At 72.2% G+C, this 16,051-nt stretch carries 14 protein-coding genes; 8 read left to right on the forward strand and 6 right to left on the reverse strand.

Annotated elements, in window-relative coordinates; genetic code table 11:
• The first annotated feature begins 228 nt into the window (after positions 1 to 228).
• On the forward strand, positions 229 to 1,449 hold the full coding sequence (locus tag LCD35_RS28145) for an acyl-CoA dehydrogenase family protein (RefSeq protein WP_224968463.1): 1,221 nt from the start codon (positions 229 to 231) through the stop codon (positions 1,447 to 1,449).
• An 85-nt stretch (positions 1,450 to 1,534) separates the two neighbouring features.
• On the opposite strand, the gene LCD35_RS28150 is transcribed toward LCD35_RS28145, so the two are convergent.
• Complete coding sequence (locus LCD35_RS28150; protein WP_225045210.1) at positions 1,535 to 2,074, reverse strand: DUF4232 domain-containing protein; 540 nt, start codon at positions 2,072 to 2,074, stop codon at positions 1,535 to 1,537.
• A 485-nt stretch (positions 2,075 to 2,559) separates the two neighbouring features.
• On the opposite strand from LCD35_RS28150, the gene LCD35_RS28155 reads away from it, so the two are divergent.
• Positions 2,560 to 2,766: a hypothetical protein gene (locus tag LCD35_RS28155; RefSeq protein ID WP_224960509.1), complete on the forward strand. Its 207-nt coding sequence runs from the start codon at positions 2,560 to 2,562 to the stop codon at positions 2,764 to 2,766.
• Between the two features lie 100 nt (positions 2,767 to 2,866).
• Here LCD35_RS28155 and LCD35_RS28160 read toward each other — a convergent pair whose 3' ends face one another.
• The 3 genes from LCD35_RS28160 to pdhA are packed head-to-tail and all read right to left on the reverse strand — an operon-like array spanning position 2,867 to position 6,581.
• Entirely contained in the window at positions 2,867 to 4,303 is a 1,437-nt protein-coding gene (locus LCD35_RS28160) for a dihydrolipoamide acetyltransferase family protein (RefSeq protein WP_225045211.1), read from the reverse strand.
• Between the two features lie 11 nt (positions 4,304 to 4,314).
• On the reverse strand, positions 4,315 to 5,349 hold the full coding sequence (locus LCD35_RS28165; RefSeq protein WP_224962353.1) for an alpha-ketoacid dehydrogenase subunit beta: 1,035 nt from the start codon (positions 5,347 to 5,349) through the stop codon (positions 4,315 to 4,317).
• Positions 5,349 to 6,581 carry a pyruvate dehydrogenase (acetyl-transferring) E1 component subunit alpha gene (gene pdhA, locus LCD35_RS28170; RefSeq protein WP_374108148.1) on the reverse strand — a complete coding sequence of 411 codons (1,233 nt, stop codon included), beginning with the start codon at positions 6,579 to 6,581 and terminating at the stop codon, positions 5,349 to 5,351. The genes LCD35_RS28165 and pdhA overlap by 1 nt, the downstream gene beginning before the upstream one ends.
• A 380-nt stretch (positions 6,582 to 6,961) precedes the next feature.
• On the opposite strand from pdhA, the gene LCD35_RS28175 reads away from it, so the two are divergent.
• Positions 6,962 to 7,639 (forward strand): GPP34 family phosphoprotein, encoded by a 678-nt coding sequence (locus LCD35_RS28175; RefSeq protein ID WP_224978416.1) that lies wholly within the window; start codon positions 6,962 to 6,964, stop codon positions 7,637 to 7,639.
• 55 nt (positions 7,640 to 7,694) lie between these two features.
• The gene (locus LCD35_RS28180) at positions 7,695 to 9,122 is read left to right on the forward strand and encodes a M20/M25/M40 family metallo-hydrolase (protein ID WP_225045212.1); all 1,428 of its coding nucleotides are present in this window, start codon (positions 7,695 to 7,697) and stop codon (positions 9,120 to 9,122) included.
• 45 nt (positions 9,123 to 9,167) lie between these two features.
• On the opposite strand, the gene LCD35_RS28185 is transcribed toward LCD35_RS28180, so the two are convergent.
• Entirely contained in the window at positions 9,168 to 9,347 is a 180-nt protein-coding gene (locus LCD35_RS28185; protein WP_224962358.1) for a PspC domain-containing protein, read from the reverse strand.
• A gap of 91 nt (positions 9,348 to 9,438) precedes the next feature.
• The gene (locus tag LCD35_RS28190) at positions 9,439 to 10,284 is read right to left on the reverse strand and encodes an endonuclease/exonuclease/phosphatase family protein (RefSeq protein ID WP_224962360.1); all 846 of its coding nucleotides are present in this window, start codon (positions 10,282 to 10,284) and stop codon (positions 9,439 to 9,441) included.
• 461 nt (positions 10,285 to 10,745) lie between these two features.
• On the opposite strand from LCD35_RS28190, the gene LCD35_RS28195 reads away from it, so the two are divergent.
• From LCD35_RS28195 to LCD35_RS28210, 4 genes are all read left to right on the forward strand, one after another.
• A complete protein-coding gene (locus LCD35_RS28195; RefSeq protein WP_224962362.1) occupies positions 10,746 to 11,552 on the forward strand; it encodes an ABC transporter substrate-binding protein in 807 nt (268 codons plus the stop codon).
• Between the two features lie 125 nt (positions 11,553 to 11,677).
• Entirely contained in the window at positions 11,678 to 12,505 is an 828-nt protein-coding gene (locus tag LCD35_RS28200; RefSeq protein WP_224962364.1) for an amino acid ABC transporter permease, read from the forward strand.
• Positions 12,506 to 12,536: 31 nt separating this feature from the next.
• Entirely contained in the window at positions 12,537 to 13,295 is a 759-nt protein-coding gene (locus LCD35_RS28205) for an amino acid ABC transporter ATP-binding protein (protein ID WP_304612923.1), read from the forward strand.
• A gap of 328 nt (positions 13,296 to 13,623) precedes the next feature.
• Positions 13,624 to 15,900, forward strand: a complete 2,277-nt coding sequence (locus LCD35_RS28210; protein ID WP_224962366.1) for a polymer-forming cytoskeletal protein — start codon at positions 13,624 to 13,626, stop codon at positions 15,898 to 15,900.
• Positions 15,901 to 16,051 lie beyond the last annotated feature (151 nt).

Genomic DNA, 16,051 nt, shown 5'->3' on the forward strand with positions numbered 1-16,051 from the left:
GAGCGGGCGTCGATCACCGGGCCCGCGGACGTGCTGCTCGGCTACCTGCCCGATCTCGACCGCGACGTGCGGCGGGCGCGGGGGGGCGCCGGGGGGGGGGGGGGCGCGGGGGGCGCCGTTCCCCGGACTCGGCGCACCGCTTCTGAGAACCTGAACGCTCGGGAACCGGAACGCTCCGCACCCGTTTCGCAACGCACCACGCACTCCGCCACGAACCGAAGGATTTCGATGAGCTTCTCCCTGGAACTGAGCGAGGAACACCGCGACCTGCGCGATTGGGTGCACGGCTTCGCCGAGAAGGTCATCCGCCCTGCCGCGGCGGAGTGGGACGAGCGGGAAGAGACCCCCTGGCCGATCATCCAGGAGGCCGCGAAGGTCGGCCTGTACGGCTTCGAGACCGTCGCGACGTTCTGGGCCGACGACACCGGCCTGTCGCTGCCCATCGCCAACGAAGAGCTGTTCTGGGGCGACGGCGGCATCGGCATGGCGATCTTCGGCACCACGCTGGCGGTCGCGGGCATCTTCGCCGCGGGCACCCCGGACCAGATGGCCGAGTGGGTGCCGCAGTGCTACGGCGACGAGGACGACCCGAAGGTCGCCGCGTTCTGCTCCTCCGAACCCGCCGCGGGCTCCGACGTCTCGGCGATGCGCACCCGCGCCGTCTACGACGAGGCCACCGACGAGTGGGTGCTCAACGGGCAGAAGGCGTGGGCCACCAACGGCGGCATCGCGAACGTGCACGTCGTGCAGGCGGTCGTGGACTCCTCGCTCGGTTCCCGCGGGCAGGCGGCGTTCGTCGTCCCGCCCGGTACCAAGGGCCTGGAGTCCCCCAGCAAGATCAAGAAGCACGGGTTGCGCGCCTCGCACACCGCGGACGTGTTCCTGGACGACGTGCGGGTCCCCGGCAGCTGCCTGCTCGGCGGCAAGGAGAAGCTGGACGAGAAGCTCGCCCGCGCTCGCGAGGGCGGCAAGGGCTCGAAGGCCGGCGGCCAGGCCGCGATGAAGACGTTCGAGCTCTCCCGCCCCACCGTCGGCTCCCAGGCCATCGGCATCGCCCGCGCCGCCTACGAGCACGCGCTGGAGTACGCCAAGGAGCGCGAGACCTTCGGCCGCCCGATCATCGACAACCAGTCGATCGCGTTCACCCTCGCCGACATGCGCATGGAGATCGACGCGGCGCGGCTGCTGGTGTGGCGCGCGGCCTGGATGGGCCGCAACGACGAGCCGTTCACCGCCGGTGAGGGCTCCATGTCCAAGCTCAAGGCCGGCCGGGTCGCCACCTGGGCGACCGAGCGCGCCATCCAGATCCTCGGCGGCAACGGCTACACCCGCGAGTTCCCGGTGGAGCGCCTGCACCGCGACGCGAAGATCTACGACATCTTCGAGGGCACCGAGCAGATCCAGCAGCTCGTGGTCTCCCGCGCCATCTCCGGCCGCCACATCCAGTGATCCGCTGATCCGAAGCTCGGGCGGAAGCCCCTGGCGCCGACGGTGCCGGGGGCTTCGGCGCGTCCGGCCCGCGGGCGCGCCGCGATCAGGGCTGGGGCAGCGGAGCGAGGTCGGTGACGGTGACCGGGCCGGGGACGGTGGCGCCGTTCCACGGGACGGTCACGCTGTACGGGCTGACCGGGCCGGGGAAGGAGATCTCCAGGGCGCCGGGCACGGACCCGGGGATGCTGTTGCCGGTGTTCGGGTCGGTCACCTGGTAGCTGAACGCGGCCGAGACGGGGTGGGCCTCGTCGACGCGGTGCACCTCGGGCGTCCCCTCGGGGTACCGGGTGGGGATCTGCGCGGAGTCGCCCTGCACGTCCAGGAAGTTCAGGCCGGGGGCGCCGCCGAGCAGGCAGCTCTCGCCGGGCTTCGCGGTGAACCGGACGTCGGCGCCCTCGTGCATCATCGCGTGGTCCAGCGGGCCGACGGTGACGTCGACCTGCTCCGGGGTGCAGTACTCGTCGTAGTCGGGGTGGTCGTGCGGCATGGCCTGGGCGGTGCCCGCGAGCGCGATCCCGGCGAGCAGCGCGGACCCGGCGATGGCGGCGGTCTTGGTGTGCTTGGTGCGGAACACTGGACTCATCTCCCCGGTGCGGCCGTGCGGTCCCCCCGCCGGGAACCGCGACCTTCACGGCCACACGTTCGAGTGATGTTCGAGCGGCCCCCGACGTTGACTCGGAGTGAGCTGAATCACTGCATTCGCTCGCAAGATCCGGCTTCCGCCTGTTGACCCGGGGTCCGCGGGGCCTCCCGACCGAGGTTGCCGGGGCGTGGCGAACACCACTCGGGGAATGCTCGTCCCGGGGCCGATGTTGGAATGTGGGAGGGAAAGTTCCAGGGGCGTGCATCCTCGTGAGTGCTGCGAGGCATCATGTACTCGCCCGAAGGAATGAACATCAGCGGTCGGCGCGAGGCGAACGGTCTAGTTCGCGTTTGATCGGCACGGTGAGCGCGTGGGCTCACCGGTGCCATCGGCTGGGAGAGCCGGTCGCGCCACGAGTCCGGTGCCAGCGGTGCCGGCTCGACCTCAGCAACACGGCTTCGAGAACGAAACGGGAGGGCGAAGCGGTGAACAAGCCCGATCCAGGAACGCCGATCTTCGGCGAGCTGAACAACGAGCTCGGCGGTCTGCCGGACATCGACGTGCACGAGTTCGACTCGCACAGCTTCGACTTCGGCGGCGGGTCCGCCGAGTCCGACGGCGCGGCCCGGCAGAACGCGGCCGCGAACGGGGGCGGTGCCCGCTCCGGCGGCCGCCGCCGCAAGGAGGACTGAGCGCCGGGGCGGGAACTCCCGCACCGCGCACGAACGGGCGGGGTGCACGCGCACCCCGGCCGTCGTCAGCAGCGCGACCGGCAGCCGATCGGCAGCCGAATCAGTAGGTGATCGCCGTCGCCGGGTCGGCCAGCAGCGCGCCGACGTCCGCCAGGAACTGCGAACCCTGCTGGCCGTCGACCACCCGGTGGTCGAAGCTCAGCGCCAGCTGGCACACCTTGCGCGGCACCACCTGGCCGTCCACCACCCACGGCATGTCCCGGATCGCGCCGAACGCGAGGATCGCCGACTCCCCCGGGTTGAGGATGGGCGTTCCGGTGTCCACGCCGAACACGCCCACGTTGGTGATCGTGATCGTGCCGCCGGTCATCTCGGCGGGCGTGGTCCTGCCCTCCCGCGCGGTCGTGGTCAGCGCTTCCAGCGCCGCCGCGAGCTCCCGCAGCGACATGCCGTCCGCGTCCCGGACGTTGGGCACCACCAAGCCCCGCGGCGTGGCGGCCGCGATGCCCAGGTGCACGTAGTCCTTGTAGACGATCTCGCCGGCCTGCTCGTCCCAGGTGGCGTTCACGTCCGGAGTGCGGTGCACCGCCAGGCACAGCGCCTTCGCGGCGAACGCCAGCGGCGTGAGCTTCACGCCCTGGAACTCGGGGTGCGACTTCAGCCGCTGCCGCAGCTCCATCATCGGCGTCACGTCCACGGTGAGGAACTCCGTGACGTGCGGTGCGGTGAACGCGCTCCGCACCATCGCCTGCGCGGTGGCCTTGCGGACGCCCTTGATCGGCACCCGGTGTTCCCGCGCCCCCGCCGGAGCCGAGGCCGGAGCGGCGGCCGGTTCGGCCGGGGCCGACGCGGACTCCACGTCCTTGCGGGTGATCACCCCGCCCGCGCCCGAGCCGGCGAGCGCCCGCAGGTCCACGCCGAGGTCCTTGGCGAGCTTGCGGACCGGCGGCTTCGCCAGCGGCACCGAACCCCGAGCGAGCGCACCCGCCGGGCCCGCGGCGGGCGCGGGCGGTTCCGGTGCGGGTGGCTCCGGCGCGGTCGCGGCGGGTGCGGTGGCCTGCGCGGGGACGGCGGGGGATGCGAGCGACCCCGCCATCGCACCTTGCAGCGCCTGCTGCGCCGTCCCGGCCGACACCGCGGCCGGCACCGCCGCGGCGGCGGCCTTGCGCGGGCGGCGCTTCGAGCTCGTCGCCTGCGGCCCGTAGCCGACCAGGGTCTTCGCCTCGCCGGACGACTCCCCGGACGAGTCCCCGGACGAGTCCGGTTCGGGCTCGCCCGGATCGGCGCCGTCCGGGTCCACGTCGATCGAGATGATCGGCGTGCCGACCTCGACGGTCTGGCCCGCTTCGGCGAGCAGCTCGACGACCTTGCCCTCGTAGGCGCAGGGCAGCTCCACGGCCGCCTTCGCCGTCTCGATCTCCACGAACACCTGGTTGACCGTCACCGAGTCGCCCGGCTGCACCTTCCAGCCGAGGATCTCGGCTTCGGTGAGGCCTTCGCCGACGTCCGGCAGCGGGAAGTACTTGAGTTGCGGCATCCCAGGCTCCCTCAGAAGGCCAGCGAGCGGTCGACGGCGTCGAGCACCCGGTCGAGGTCCGGCAGGTAGTGCTTCTCCAGCTTCGTCGGCGGGTAGGGCACGTCGAAGCCCGTCACCCGCAGCACCGGTGCCTCCAGCGAGTAGAAGCACTCCTGCTGCACCCGCGCGGCGATCTCCGAGGTGACCGAGGACTCCGCCGGGGCCTCGCTGGCCAGCACCAGCCGGCCGGTGCGGCGCACCGACTCGAACACCGGCTCCAGGTCCAGCGGGGACAGGCTGCGCAGGTCGACGACCTCCAGCTCGGTGCCCTCCTCGGCGGCGGCGCTCGCCGCGGCCAGGCAGGTGTGCACCGTGGGCCCGTAGGTCGCGATCGTCGCCGCCGAACCCCGCCGCAGCACGCGGGAGGTGAACAGCGGCGGCGGCTGCGCCTCGGTGTCCAGCTCGGCCTTCTCGTAGTAGCGCCGCTTCGGCTCGAAGAACAGCACCGGGTCGTCGCAGGCGATGGCCTGCCGCAGCATCCAGTACGCGTCCGCCGGGTTCGAGCAGGCCACCACCTTCACACCGGCCACGTGCGCGAACAGCGATTCCGGCGATTCGGAGTGGTGCTCGACCGCACCGATGCCGCCGCCGAACGGCACCCGCACCACCACCGGCATCTTGACCTTGCCCTGGCTGCGGAAGTGCAGCTTCGCCAGCTGCGAGACGATCTGGTCGTAGCCGGGGAAGATGAACCCGTCGAACTGGATCTCGCACACCGGCCGGTAGCCGCGGATCGCGAGCCCCACGGCGGTGCCGATGATCCCCGACTCGGCCAGCGGCGTGTCCAGCACGCGGTGCTCGCCGAAGTCCTTCTGCAGCCCGTCGGTGACGCGGAAGACGCCGCCGAGCTTGCCGACGTCCTCCCCCATGACCAGGACCTTCGGGTCCGATTCCAGCGCCGAGCGCATCGCCAGGTTGAGGCTCTTCGCCATCGTCACGGTCTGCACGGCCGACCGGCCCGTGCTGCCGTCGCCGACGTCGGTCCGTTCCATCGCGGGTGCGGCCATCAGTGGGCACCTCCCTGCGCGGGCTCGGCGAACCCGTCGAGGTAGCGCAGCTGCTCGTCGCGCTGCGCGGCCACGACCGGGCTCTCCTCGGCGTAGACCTCGGAGAAGATCCGGGACGGGTCGGGTTCGGGCATGGCGAAGCAGAAGTCGCGGAACCGGGCGGCGAGCGCGTCGGACTCGGCCTGCACGTCGTCGAAGAAGTCCTGCCCGGCGTCGTGCTCGCGCACCAGGTGCACCCGGAGTCGTTCGATCGGGTCCTTCAGCTTCCACGCCTCCAGCTCGTCGGTGAGCCGGTAGCGGGTCGGGTCGTCGGTGGTGGTGTGCGCGTCCATCCGGTAGGTGAACGCCTCGATCAGCACCGGCCCGTTGCCGTGCCTGCACTCGTCCAGCGCCCAGCGGGACACGGCGAGGCTGGCGAGCACGTCGTTGCCGTCGACGCGGATGCCGGGGAAGCCGTAGCCCTCGGCGCGCCGGTACAGCGGAACCCGCGTCTGGCGCTCCAGCGGTTCGGAGATGGCCCACTGGTTGTTCTGGCAGAACAGCACGAGCGGCGCGTCGTACACCGAGCCCCACACCATCGCCTCGTGCACGTCGCCCTGGCTGGTGGCGCCGTCGCCGAAGAACACCATGGTCGCTTCGCCGTCGTCGTCGCCGACCTTGCCGTCGAACTTCTGCCCCATCGCGTACCCGGTCGCGTTGAGCGCCTGGTTGCCGATGACGATCGTGTAGAGGTGGAACCCGGTGCTCAGCGGGTCCCAGCTGCCGTGGTCGGTGCCGCGGAAGATGCCGAGCAGCTCGGTCGGGTCCAGCCCGCGGCACCACGCGACGCCGTGCTCGCGGTAGCTGGGGAAGGCCATGTCGCGGGGGCGCATCGCGCGGCCCGCGCCGACCTGCGCGGCTTCCTGGCCGAGCAGCGGCACCCAGATGCCCAGCTGGCCCTGGCGCTGCAGGGCGTTGCCCTCCCGGTCGAAGCGCCGGACCAGCACCATGTCCCGGTACAGGTCGCGGAGCTGCTCCGCGGTGAAGTCGATGTCGAAGTCCGGGTGCGATACCCGCTGGCCTTCCGGGGTGAGGAGCTGTACGAGATCAGCTCCGCCCTCGCTCGTCGCGCGCAAACCGGCGATCACCTGCTCCCGTGTGGGTTTCGCTGCGGTAGCGGCAGGGGGCTCGGTGCGGACGTCGTCGGTCTCGTTCGCTGGATGGGCTGGTCGCGTCCAGTGTTCCGGGGACATGCGGATCTCCTCGTGTCGCGCCGGGCCGGTCGCTTGTGGCGACGTGGTCCGGGTACCCCGCTCGCGCTCCGCAGGCCCGGGTCGGGGCCGTGCGGGTGGTCGGGCGGGGTGGGTTGGATCGCTCCTGGCCATCCTGGCACGCGTACCGCCGATTCAGTGAGCCCTGCCACAGGGACGATCTCAGCTCGCGAAATCGCGGAGATCGTTCCCTACGGAACCGTAGCTTCCGCTGATCGGTGCGAAAATCGCAGGTCATCCGAGCAATGGGGTTCCGACTAACGCTGTCGGGAAGGTCGCAGTACCGATACTGCGGAGTACCGGTGATCTGCTGTTTCGAGAACACGCCAAACCTCGGTCGGGCGGACGGCACACTGGGCCGCATGAACGTGGACCCGGACCCGTCACCGTCGGTGACGCTGCCGGACGAGCTCGTGCTGCTGCTGCACCGACCGGACGGCGGGCACCGCGCGGAGCCCGCGGACCTGCTCACCTGGTGCGCCGAGCTGGGCGAGCTCGCGCTGCGCGGGAAGGTGGAGCTGACCGGCACGAAGCTGGCCGTGCTCGACCCGTGCCGCACCGGGCTGGACTGGGCGGACGAGCTGCTGGGGCGGCTGGTGAAGAAGTCCGGCCCGCGCGGCAGGCCGGTGGAGCTGACCGATCTGCTGCCGCGCCGCATCGGCCGGTTCCGGGAGCACCGCGCGCTGCTCGAACGCCGCGGGATGCTGCTGCGGGAGCCGCGCAAGCTGCTCGGGTTCATCCCGGACGACCTGCACTTCCCGGTCGGCCCGGCGCGGCGGGAGCTGGTCGAGCAGGTGCGCGCGGTGGCGCGCGGGGAGCTGCGGGCGGACGGGCGGCGGGCCGTGCGGTGCGGGCTGGTGCACGCTGCGGGCATCGGCGCGGCGCTGGGCGGCGGCCCCGCCGAGCTGGCGGTGCGGGCGGCGGTGGCGCGCGGCGACGGGGCCGGGGCGGCGGCGCGGCGCGCGCTGGCCGCGGTGGCGGCGGTGCGCGCGGTGACCTCCGGCGCCGCTGCCGCCGGGGCTGGTGCCGGCGGAGTCTGACCGCCGGGCCCCCGGCGCGGACCGGCCGCTCCGGCCCGGGCATACGATCGGCGGCATGGATCGTTCCGCCGTGCGCACCGCCGTTGAACAGGCGTGGGGGGACTCCGTCCTGCCGAGCCTCTCCGAACTCGTCCGGATCCCGGCGGTCTCGCCGGCCTACGACGCGGAGTGGGAGTCGGCCGGTCAGCTGGACGCGGCCATCGCGCACGTGCGGGAGTGGATCACCGCCCGGGAGATCCCCGGCGTGCGGCTGGACGTGGTGCGGCTGCCGGAGCGCACCCCGCTGCTGCTGGTCGACGTCCCGGCGACCGAGCCGGTGCCGGAGTCGGGTTCGCAGGACACCGTGCTGCTCTACGGCCACCTGGACAAGCAGCCGCCGGTCGGCGGCTGGTCGGAGGGCCTGGACCCGTGGACGCCGGTGGTGCGCGACGGCAGGCTCTACGGGCGCGGCAGCGTCGACGACGGCTACGCCCCGTACGCCGCGATCACCGCGATCGAGGCGATCCGCGCGCACGGCGGCGCGCACGCGCGCTGCGTGCTGCTGCTGGAGACCGGCGAGGAGTCCGGCAGCCCCGACATGGCCGCCTACCTGGAGCACCTCGCGGACCGGCTCGGTGCCGTGTCGCTGGTGGTGTGCTTGGACTCGGGCGCGGCCGACTACGAGCGGATGTGGCTGACGACCTCGCTGCGCGGGGACGTGCGGGTGGGCGTGCAGGTGCGGGTGCTCGACGGCGGTCAGCACTCGGGCACGGCCAGCGGCATCGTGCCGAGCTCGTTCCGCGTGCTGCGCGCCCTGCTGGACCGGATCGAGGACTCGGCGACCGGCGAGGTGCTGCTGCCGGAGCTGAACGCGGAGATCCCGGCGAACCGGGTGGCGCAGGCGCGGGCCGCGGTGGAGGCGGCGCCCGGCCTGATCCGCGATTCGGTGCCTGCGCGGGAGGGCATGCGCTGGGTTTCCGAGGACGAGGTGGAGCTGGCGCTGAACAACACCTGGCGCCCCACCGTCTCGGTGATCGGCGCGGAGGGCCTGCCCTCGCTGCCGGACGCGGGCAACGTGCTGCGGCCGCAGACGACGCTGGCGCTGAGCGTGCGCACCCCGCCGACGACCGACCCGGAGGTGGCGCTGGCCGCGTTGCGCGCGGCGCTGTCGACGGACGTGCCCTACGGCGCGGAGGTGACGTTCCCGCTGTCGGACGGCGCGGCGGGCTGGAACGCGCCGGACACCGAGCCGTGGCTGGAGACCGCGTTGGACGCGGTGAGCGAGGACGTGTTCGGCGCGCCGTGGGCGACGATGGGCCTGGGCGGCTCGATCCCGCTGATGGGGCTGCTGCAGGGCGCCTACCCGGACGCGCAGTTCGTGGTCACGGGGGCGCTCGGACCGGGCAGCAACGCGCACGTGCCGGACGAGTCGCTGCACCTGGAGTTCGCCGCGAAGATCACCACGGCGATCGCGTACGCGCTGGACGCGCACGCCCGCCGCTGATCCTGGTGCGCCCCCCCCCCCCGGGGGGGGGGGGGGGCCCCCGGGTCAGCTGCTCTTCGGCATCAGGATCCACAGGACGATGTAGACGATGACCTGCGTGCCGGGCAGCAGGCAGGACAGGATGAACAGGAAGCGCACCAGTCCCTTGCCGAGGCCGAAGCGTTCGGCGAGACCGGCGCACACGCCGGCGATCCACTTGTCGTGCTGGGGACGGGACAGGTTCATCGACTGATTCCTCCTGGAAAGTTCGCGATCTTCACCCCAGGGTGCCCGATCTCCGGGACGCCCGCCTCAGGGGAATCCCGGAGATCCCCGCTCAGCCGGTCAGCTCGGCCAGCAGCCCCGGGTGCGAGGACCCGTCCACCGGCAGGTTCTCGCTGCGCACGAACGTGAACCCGGTGTCGGCGAGCACGTGCTGCACCGCGCCGTCCCCGGCGTGCGACCAGTTCGCGGGCAGGCAGCCGCGCACGTCCGCCTCCGCGGTCAGGTTGAGGTCGCCGCCGACCACGGCCGGTCGGCCGGTGCCCGTCGCGGCACCCACCAGCTCGGCGCACTGCCGCCGGGCGACCGCCGGATCCGCGGGGGACAGCTGCGCGGTGCAGGCGGACAGCGCGGGGAACGGGACGCACAGCAGCACCCGCCGGGTCGGGCCGGCGTCCTGCGCCGCGAAGCCGCGCTCCACGACCGCGCCGTCGGACGCACCCAGGTCGCGGTGGGTCAGCACGGCGACCCCGTGGTCGCCGCGGCCGTCGGCGCAGCGCACCGGTGCGTCCCCGGTCAGCTCGGGGGCGAACTCGGCGCGGTAGCCGGTGTCGCGGGACATCGTGGTGATGTCGTGCGCGCACACCTCGTTGAGCGTGACCACGTCCGGTCCGCGCTGCCGGATCGCGGCGATCCCGGAGCGCACCGCGGTGTCGTCGTGCGCCGCGCAGCCGTCGGCGTCGCGGTGGCAGAGGTTGAGCTGGAGCACGTCCAGCGGTGCGCCGCCGGGCGCGACTCTTTCCGGTGCGGGTCGTTCCGGCCCTGGCCGGGCCGCGGCGGTGGACCCGGTGAGCGCGGGCAGCGCGAACCCGGCGCAGGCCAGCAGCGCGCCCGCCATCGCGAGTCGCCGCGCGGCCGGCGGGGTGGTGGATCGGGGGCAGGGCGTCCGGTCGTCGGTCATCGGCATCGCCTCCTCGGCGGCGGAGTGTGCCGAAGCTCGGCGAACGGCGGCAGGGGCCGAACGTGGGGTAGTCCGGCAACCGCTGCCGACGTCCCACCGATGGCGGGTGGCGAACACCGTCCGTGATGGGTGGCGACCGGCGCAACGATCTCCGGCGAACGGTCCACGCTTGCCGGGGCAACAAGATTTCTCTCACATCCCGGGAAAGATCCGATGGTGAATTCCCTGTTGACCAGGGGCGTCCAGCACATGAAACTGAGCCCCGGCTCGGCTCGACCGGCAAGAACCGCCCGTCAGGGATGGTGCTCGCGAGGTCGGACGGCTCGGTGGTGCGGACCTCGCGGGGTCCGGTGGCCGGCGCGGAAAAATTTGACAGCTTCGCAACATCGAGAGCCGAGACTTGACCCCGTTCGGGTGGCACCATCTCAGCACTCGCGTACTCACCTACTAGGAGTGACATCGTGGCGCGTCGGACCACCTGGAGAGCCCTGGCCCTGCTGCCCGCGCTGGTGCTGACCGCGGCGGGCTGCGCGCAGTCCATCGCGCCCACCGGTGCCGACGGGGAGCTCCGCTTCGTGGAGCCCGGCAAGCTCACCACCTGCACCCAGCTGCCGTACCCGCCGTTCCAGTTCGACGAGGGCGGCAAGACCACCGGCTTCGACGTCGAGCTCGTCGACCTCGTCGCCCGCGACCTCGGCCTGGAGCAGAAGTTCTTCGACACGCCCTTCGAAGGCATCCAGTCCGGCGAAGCCCTCAACACCCGCAAGTGCGACGTCGCCGCCGCCGCGATCACGATCACCGACGCGCGGCAGCAGAACATGGACTTCTCCGACCCGTACTTCGACGCGAAGCAGGCGCTGCTGGTCAGCGCCGAGCACCCCTACCCGGACATGGCCGCGCTGCGCGGCAAGAAGCTCGGCGTGCACCTCGGCACCACCGGTGAGGACTACGCCGAGGAGCACGAGGCCGAGCACGGGTACGAGATCGTCCAGTACGAGGACCTGGGGCTGCTGCAGAACGCGGTGCAGAGCGGGAAGGTCGACGCGGGCATCAACGACAACGGCGTGATGCTCGACTTCGCCAAGAAGAACCCGGACACGAAGGTCACCGCCGAGTACAGCACCGGCGAGGTCTACGGCGTCGCCGTCCAGCGCGGCAACGCCCAGCTCGTCCAGAAGGTCAACGACTCGCTGCGCAAGGCGCGGGAATCCGGCGAGTACGACCGGATCTACGAGAAGTGGTTCGGCAAGAACCCGGACCAGCCGTGACGTCCCCGGCCCGGGGCCGGGAGCCGCGCAGGCCCCGGCCCCGCCTGCTGCGCGGCGCCGACTCGGCCCGCCGCACGCCACCACCAGCCCAGCGCCGAGGAAACCGCCCGGGGAGAGTCTGAGGAATGGCAGCAACCGACACGACCGCGAAACCGCGGTCGAGCAAGCGGCAGCGCGCCCGCGTGGTCCGCGGCGCGCAGTACGCCGTCCTCGCGGTCGCGATCGTGCTGATCGCGCTGCTCGCCGACTGGGGCAAGATCGCCGACGCGTTCTTCAACGTGGACGTGGCCGTCGCCCAGTTCCCGGGGATCATCACCACGGCGCTGGTCAACACCATCGTCTACACCGCGCTGGGCTTCGCGTTCGGTCTGGCGCTCGGCGTGGTGCTGGCGCTGATGCGGCTGTCCTCGGTGGCGCCGTACCGGTGGATCGCCACCGCCTACGTCGAGTTCTTCCGCGGGGTGCCCGCGCTGCTGGTGTTCATCGCCCTCGGCTACGGGGTGCCGATCGCGTTCCAGCTGGTCTTCGACATCTACTCGACGGTGATGCTGAGCCTCGGGCTGGTCGGCGCCGCGTACATGGCGGAGACGATCCGCGCCGGGGTGCAGGCGGTGCCGAAGGGCCAGGTGGAGGCGGCGCGTTCGCTGGGCATGTCCCCGGCGCGCACCATGGTGACCGTCGTGATGCCGCAGGCGTTCCGGATCATCCTGCCGCCGTTGACGAACGAGCTGATCCTGCTCACCAAGGACTCCTCGCTGATCTACCTGCTGGGCCTGTCGGCGGACCAGTACGAGCTGTCGAAGTTCGGGCGCGGCGCGCTCACCCAGTACCAGTCGCTGACGCCGATCCTGCTCGCCGGGCTCTGCTACCTGATCATCACGATTCCGCTGTCGCGGCTGTCGAACCGGTTGGAGCGCCGCTACGGCGGCGGCCGGACCGCCCGCGGCAAGTGACGGACCACGACGAGGCAGTGAGGGGCGCCGGATGAGCGCGATGATCGAGGTTTCCGGGCTGGACAAGGCGTTCGGCCCGCTGCAGGTGCTGCGCGGCATCGACCTGACCGTGGACCGCGGCGAGGTGGTGTGCGTGATCGGGCCGTCCGGGTCCGGCAAGTCCACCCTGCTGCGCTGCGTGAACCTGCTGGAGGAACCCACGGCCGGGCGCATCGCGGTGGACGGGGTCGAGGTCACCGACCCGGACACCGACATCGACGCCGCGCGCAGGCACATCGGCATGGTGTTCCAGGGCTTCAACCTGTTCTCGCACCTGACCGTGCTGGAGAACCTCACCGTGGCGCAGCGCAAGGTGCTGCGCCGGGGCCGGGCCGAAGCCGACCGGGTGGCGCGGGAGAACCTGGACCGGGTGGGCCTCGCCGAGAAGGAGGACGCGCTGCCCGCGCAGCTCTCCGGCGGGCAGCAGCAGCGGGTCGCCATCGCCCGGGCCCTGTCCATGAACCCCAACGTGATGCTGTTCGACGAGCCGACGTCCGCATTGGACCCGGAGCTCGTCGGCGACGTGCTGGGCGTGATGCGCGGGCTCGCCGACGAGGGCATGACGATGCTGGTGGTGACGCACGAGATGCAGTTCGCTCGCGAGGTCGCCGACCGGGTGCTGTTCATGGACGGCGGCGTCGTCGTCGAGCAGGGGCCGCCCGCCGAGGTGATCGGCGCGCCCGCGGAGGAACGCACCCGAACCTTCCTGTCCCGCGTCCTGAACCCGACGCACGCGCGCCCCGCGGAGTGATCCGCCGGCGGTCCTCGCCGGAGTGCGCGGCTTCCCGGTCGTGATCCCGTCCGCCCGCGCGGTGGAACGGTGCGGACGCCGCGGCTGCGGTGCGTAGCGGTCGTCGCGCCACGATCCCGCCGACCCGGTGCAGCGGTCCCCGCCGGAGTAGTCCTGTTCGGACGTTCGGTGGTTTCGCGGCGGCTCGGCGATGTGCCGGTCCGCTCCCTCGGCGGTGTCGGTCGAACCCGTCGCAACCCCAAGCTGAACTCACGCGTCTGAGCTGTCGGTGGTAGTTGATCTACTACGCTGCGTTGGGTTCGCCGGATTCGATGTCGGGGGCGGGATCGTGCCGAACAGGCCGTGGGACAACATCGGGGCACCGACCGCTGCCGAGCAGCGGCTCGACGACCTGCTCGGGCAGGGCAGGGCGTGGGGTCGCAGACCCGACGGCCCGGTCGTCCCGCTCGACGTGCACGCCGACATGTTCGACCCGGAACGGGAGATCCGCGGCGAGTACCTCACCCGCAAGCTCGTCGAATCGCCCGACGAGCAGGGCTGGCGCGCGTTCTGGCGCCGCGGCGGGCAGCAGCCCGTGGTGCGCATCGAGGACGCGGTGATCACCGGCAGGCTGGACCTGCGCGCGGCGGAACTGCCGTACCTGCTGGAGTTCGTGCGCTGCCGCTTCGACATGCGGCCCGACCTGCGCCAGGCCACGCTCGCCGGGCTCGTGCTGTGGGGTTGCCGCTTCCCGGGGCTGAACGGGCGGAATCTGCGCACCAGCCACGACACGGTGCTGCGCAACTGCACCAGCATCGGCGGCATCGTGGACCTCGCCGACGCGCAGCTCGGCGGTTCGCTGCTGCTCAACGACTCCGAGCTGCGCAACCCCGGCGGCCGCGCCATCTACGCGGACCGGCTGGAGATCGCCGGGGCGCTGCTCGGGCTGCGGCTCAAGGTGGCCGGGGAAGTGCGGATCCCGGGCGCGAAGATCGGCGGCAACCTCAACTTCTCCGGCGGGGCGCTGCGCAACCGCGGCCGCACCGCCATCAACGCCAACGGCATCCAGATCGGCGGCAGCTTCCGCGGCGACGTCGACCCCATCGGCGGCGGACCGTTCAGCGTCGCCGGCCTGCTGTACCTGCCCAGCGCGCACGTCGAAGGGGATCTGCGGCTGCGGGACGCGGTGCTCGAACCCGGGGTGGCGCCGCCGAAGCGCGGCGAGTCCCAGCACGACGACCCGATCAGCACGTTGCTGCTGGACCGCGGCGAAGTGCGCGGCGACGTGCAGCTGGACCAGAACTTCCGCAGCGGCGGCACCATCCGCATGGTCAGCAGCCGGATCGGCGGCGACCTGCGGATGGCGGGCGCGCAGATCGACCTGAGCTGGTCGCGCTCCGCCGCCGCCTCGGTGGAGCAGCCGATGCGCGCGCTGCACCTCGACGGCACCGAGGTGCTCGGCAACCTGGAGGCGGCGCACGCGGTGCTGCGCGGGCAGATGCGCATGGTGGACGTGAAGGTGCACGGCAGCTTCCAGCTCACCGGCGCCACCCTCGTCGGGCCGCGCACCGACACCCTGCAGGCCAACCGGATCCAGGTCGGCAGCAACTTCGACTGCCGCGAGGCCGACATCTCCGGCACCCTGCAGCTGCAGGGCGCCGACATCGGCGCCAACGTGGACCTGCGGGCCGCGCACCTGCTCAAGCCCGCCTGGCACCGGCACCGCAAGGCGTACAAGTCCTCGCTGGACCTGCGGGCCGCGAACATCGGGCGGGACCTGGTGTGCGCGGAAGGCGTCCGGCCGTTCCGCGCCGAGGGCGAGGTGCAGCTGCGGCGGGCCGTCATCGGCAGGCAGGCGAACTTCTGGGGCTGCGTGCTCGGCGACGGCAGCTCCGCCAACGCGTTCGGCGCCTTCGGCCTGGTGGCGCAGGAACTGACGCTGCTGCCCGCCACGCCACCGCAGGGCCGGGTGGTGCTGCGGCAGGCGCAGTGCGAACTGCTCGCCGACAACGCCGAGACCTGGGACGCGCAGGGCGGCGTCGACGTCGAGGACTTCACCTACTACAACCTCAGCCATCCGATCGAACCGACCGACGGGGCGCGGGTCCGGGAGCGGCTCGCGTGGCTGCGCGCCACCTCCGGGCGCTACCAGCCGGGGCCGTACGACCAGCTCGCCACCGTGTTCCGCAACAACGGCAACGAGGAACACGCGGTCACGGTGCTCATCGAGAAGCAGCGCCGCCGGTACCAGGCGCTGGCCGGGGCGTCCCCGCTGCTGCTGCGACCACCCGTGCGGTTGTGGAGCCTGCTGCAGCGCAGCACCGTCGCCTACGGGTACCGGCCGCTGCGCGCGCTGCTGTGGCTGCTCGCGTTCGCCGCGGCGGGCTCGGCGTGGTTCAGCCAGCACGAGCTGAAGCCGATCAACGCCGACGACGACCCGGTGTGGAACCCGTTCCTGTACACCGTCGACCAGCTGGTGCCGATCATCAACCTCGGGCACGACGTGATGTGGCGGGCCGAGGGCCATTCGCAGTGGATCACCGTGGTGCTCATCGCGGTCGGCTGGGTGCTGGCCACGACGGTGGCCGCGGGCATCACCCGGGCGCTCCGCCGCGAGGAGCGCTGAGTTTTTCGGTTTTCCGGGGTTCGGTTGCTCTGGGGGTCGGGTGGCGGAACCTCAGCGTCCTCCTCGCGAGGACGCTGAGAACCCGCGGGTGGTCCGGGTGATCAGGTGGTCGCTGCTCAGCGGCTTCGCCGCTGACAGGAAGGAGTCGAGA

Origin of the sequence: Saccharopolyspora sp. 6V (genome assembly GCF_020176785.1) — a bacterium.
Lineage (GTDB): Bacteria > Actinomycetota > Actinomycetes > Mycobacteriales > Pseudonocardiaceae > Saccharopolyspora_C > Saccharopolyspora_C gregorii.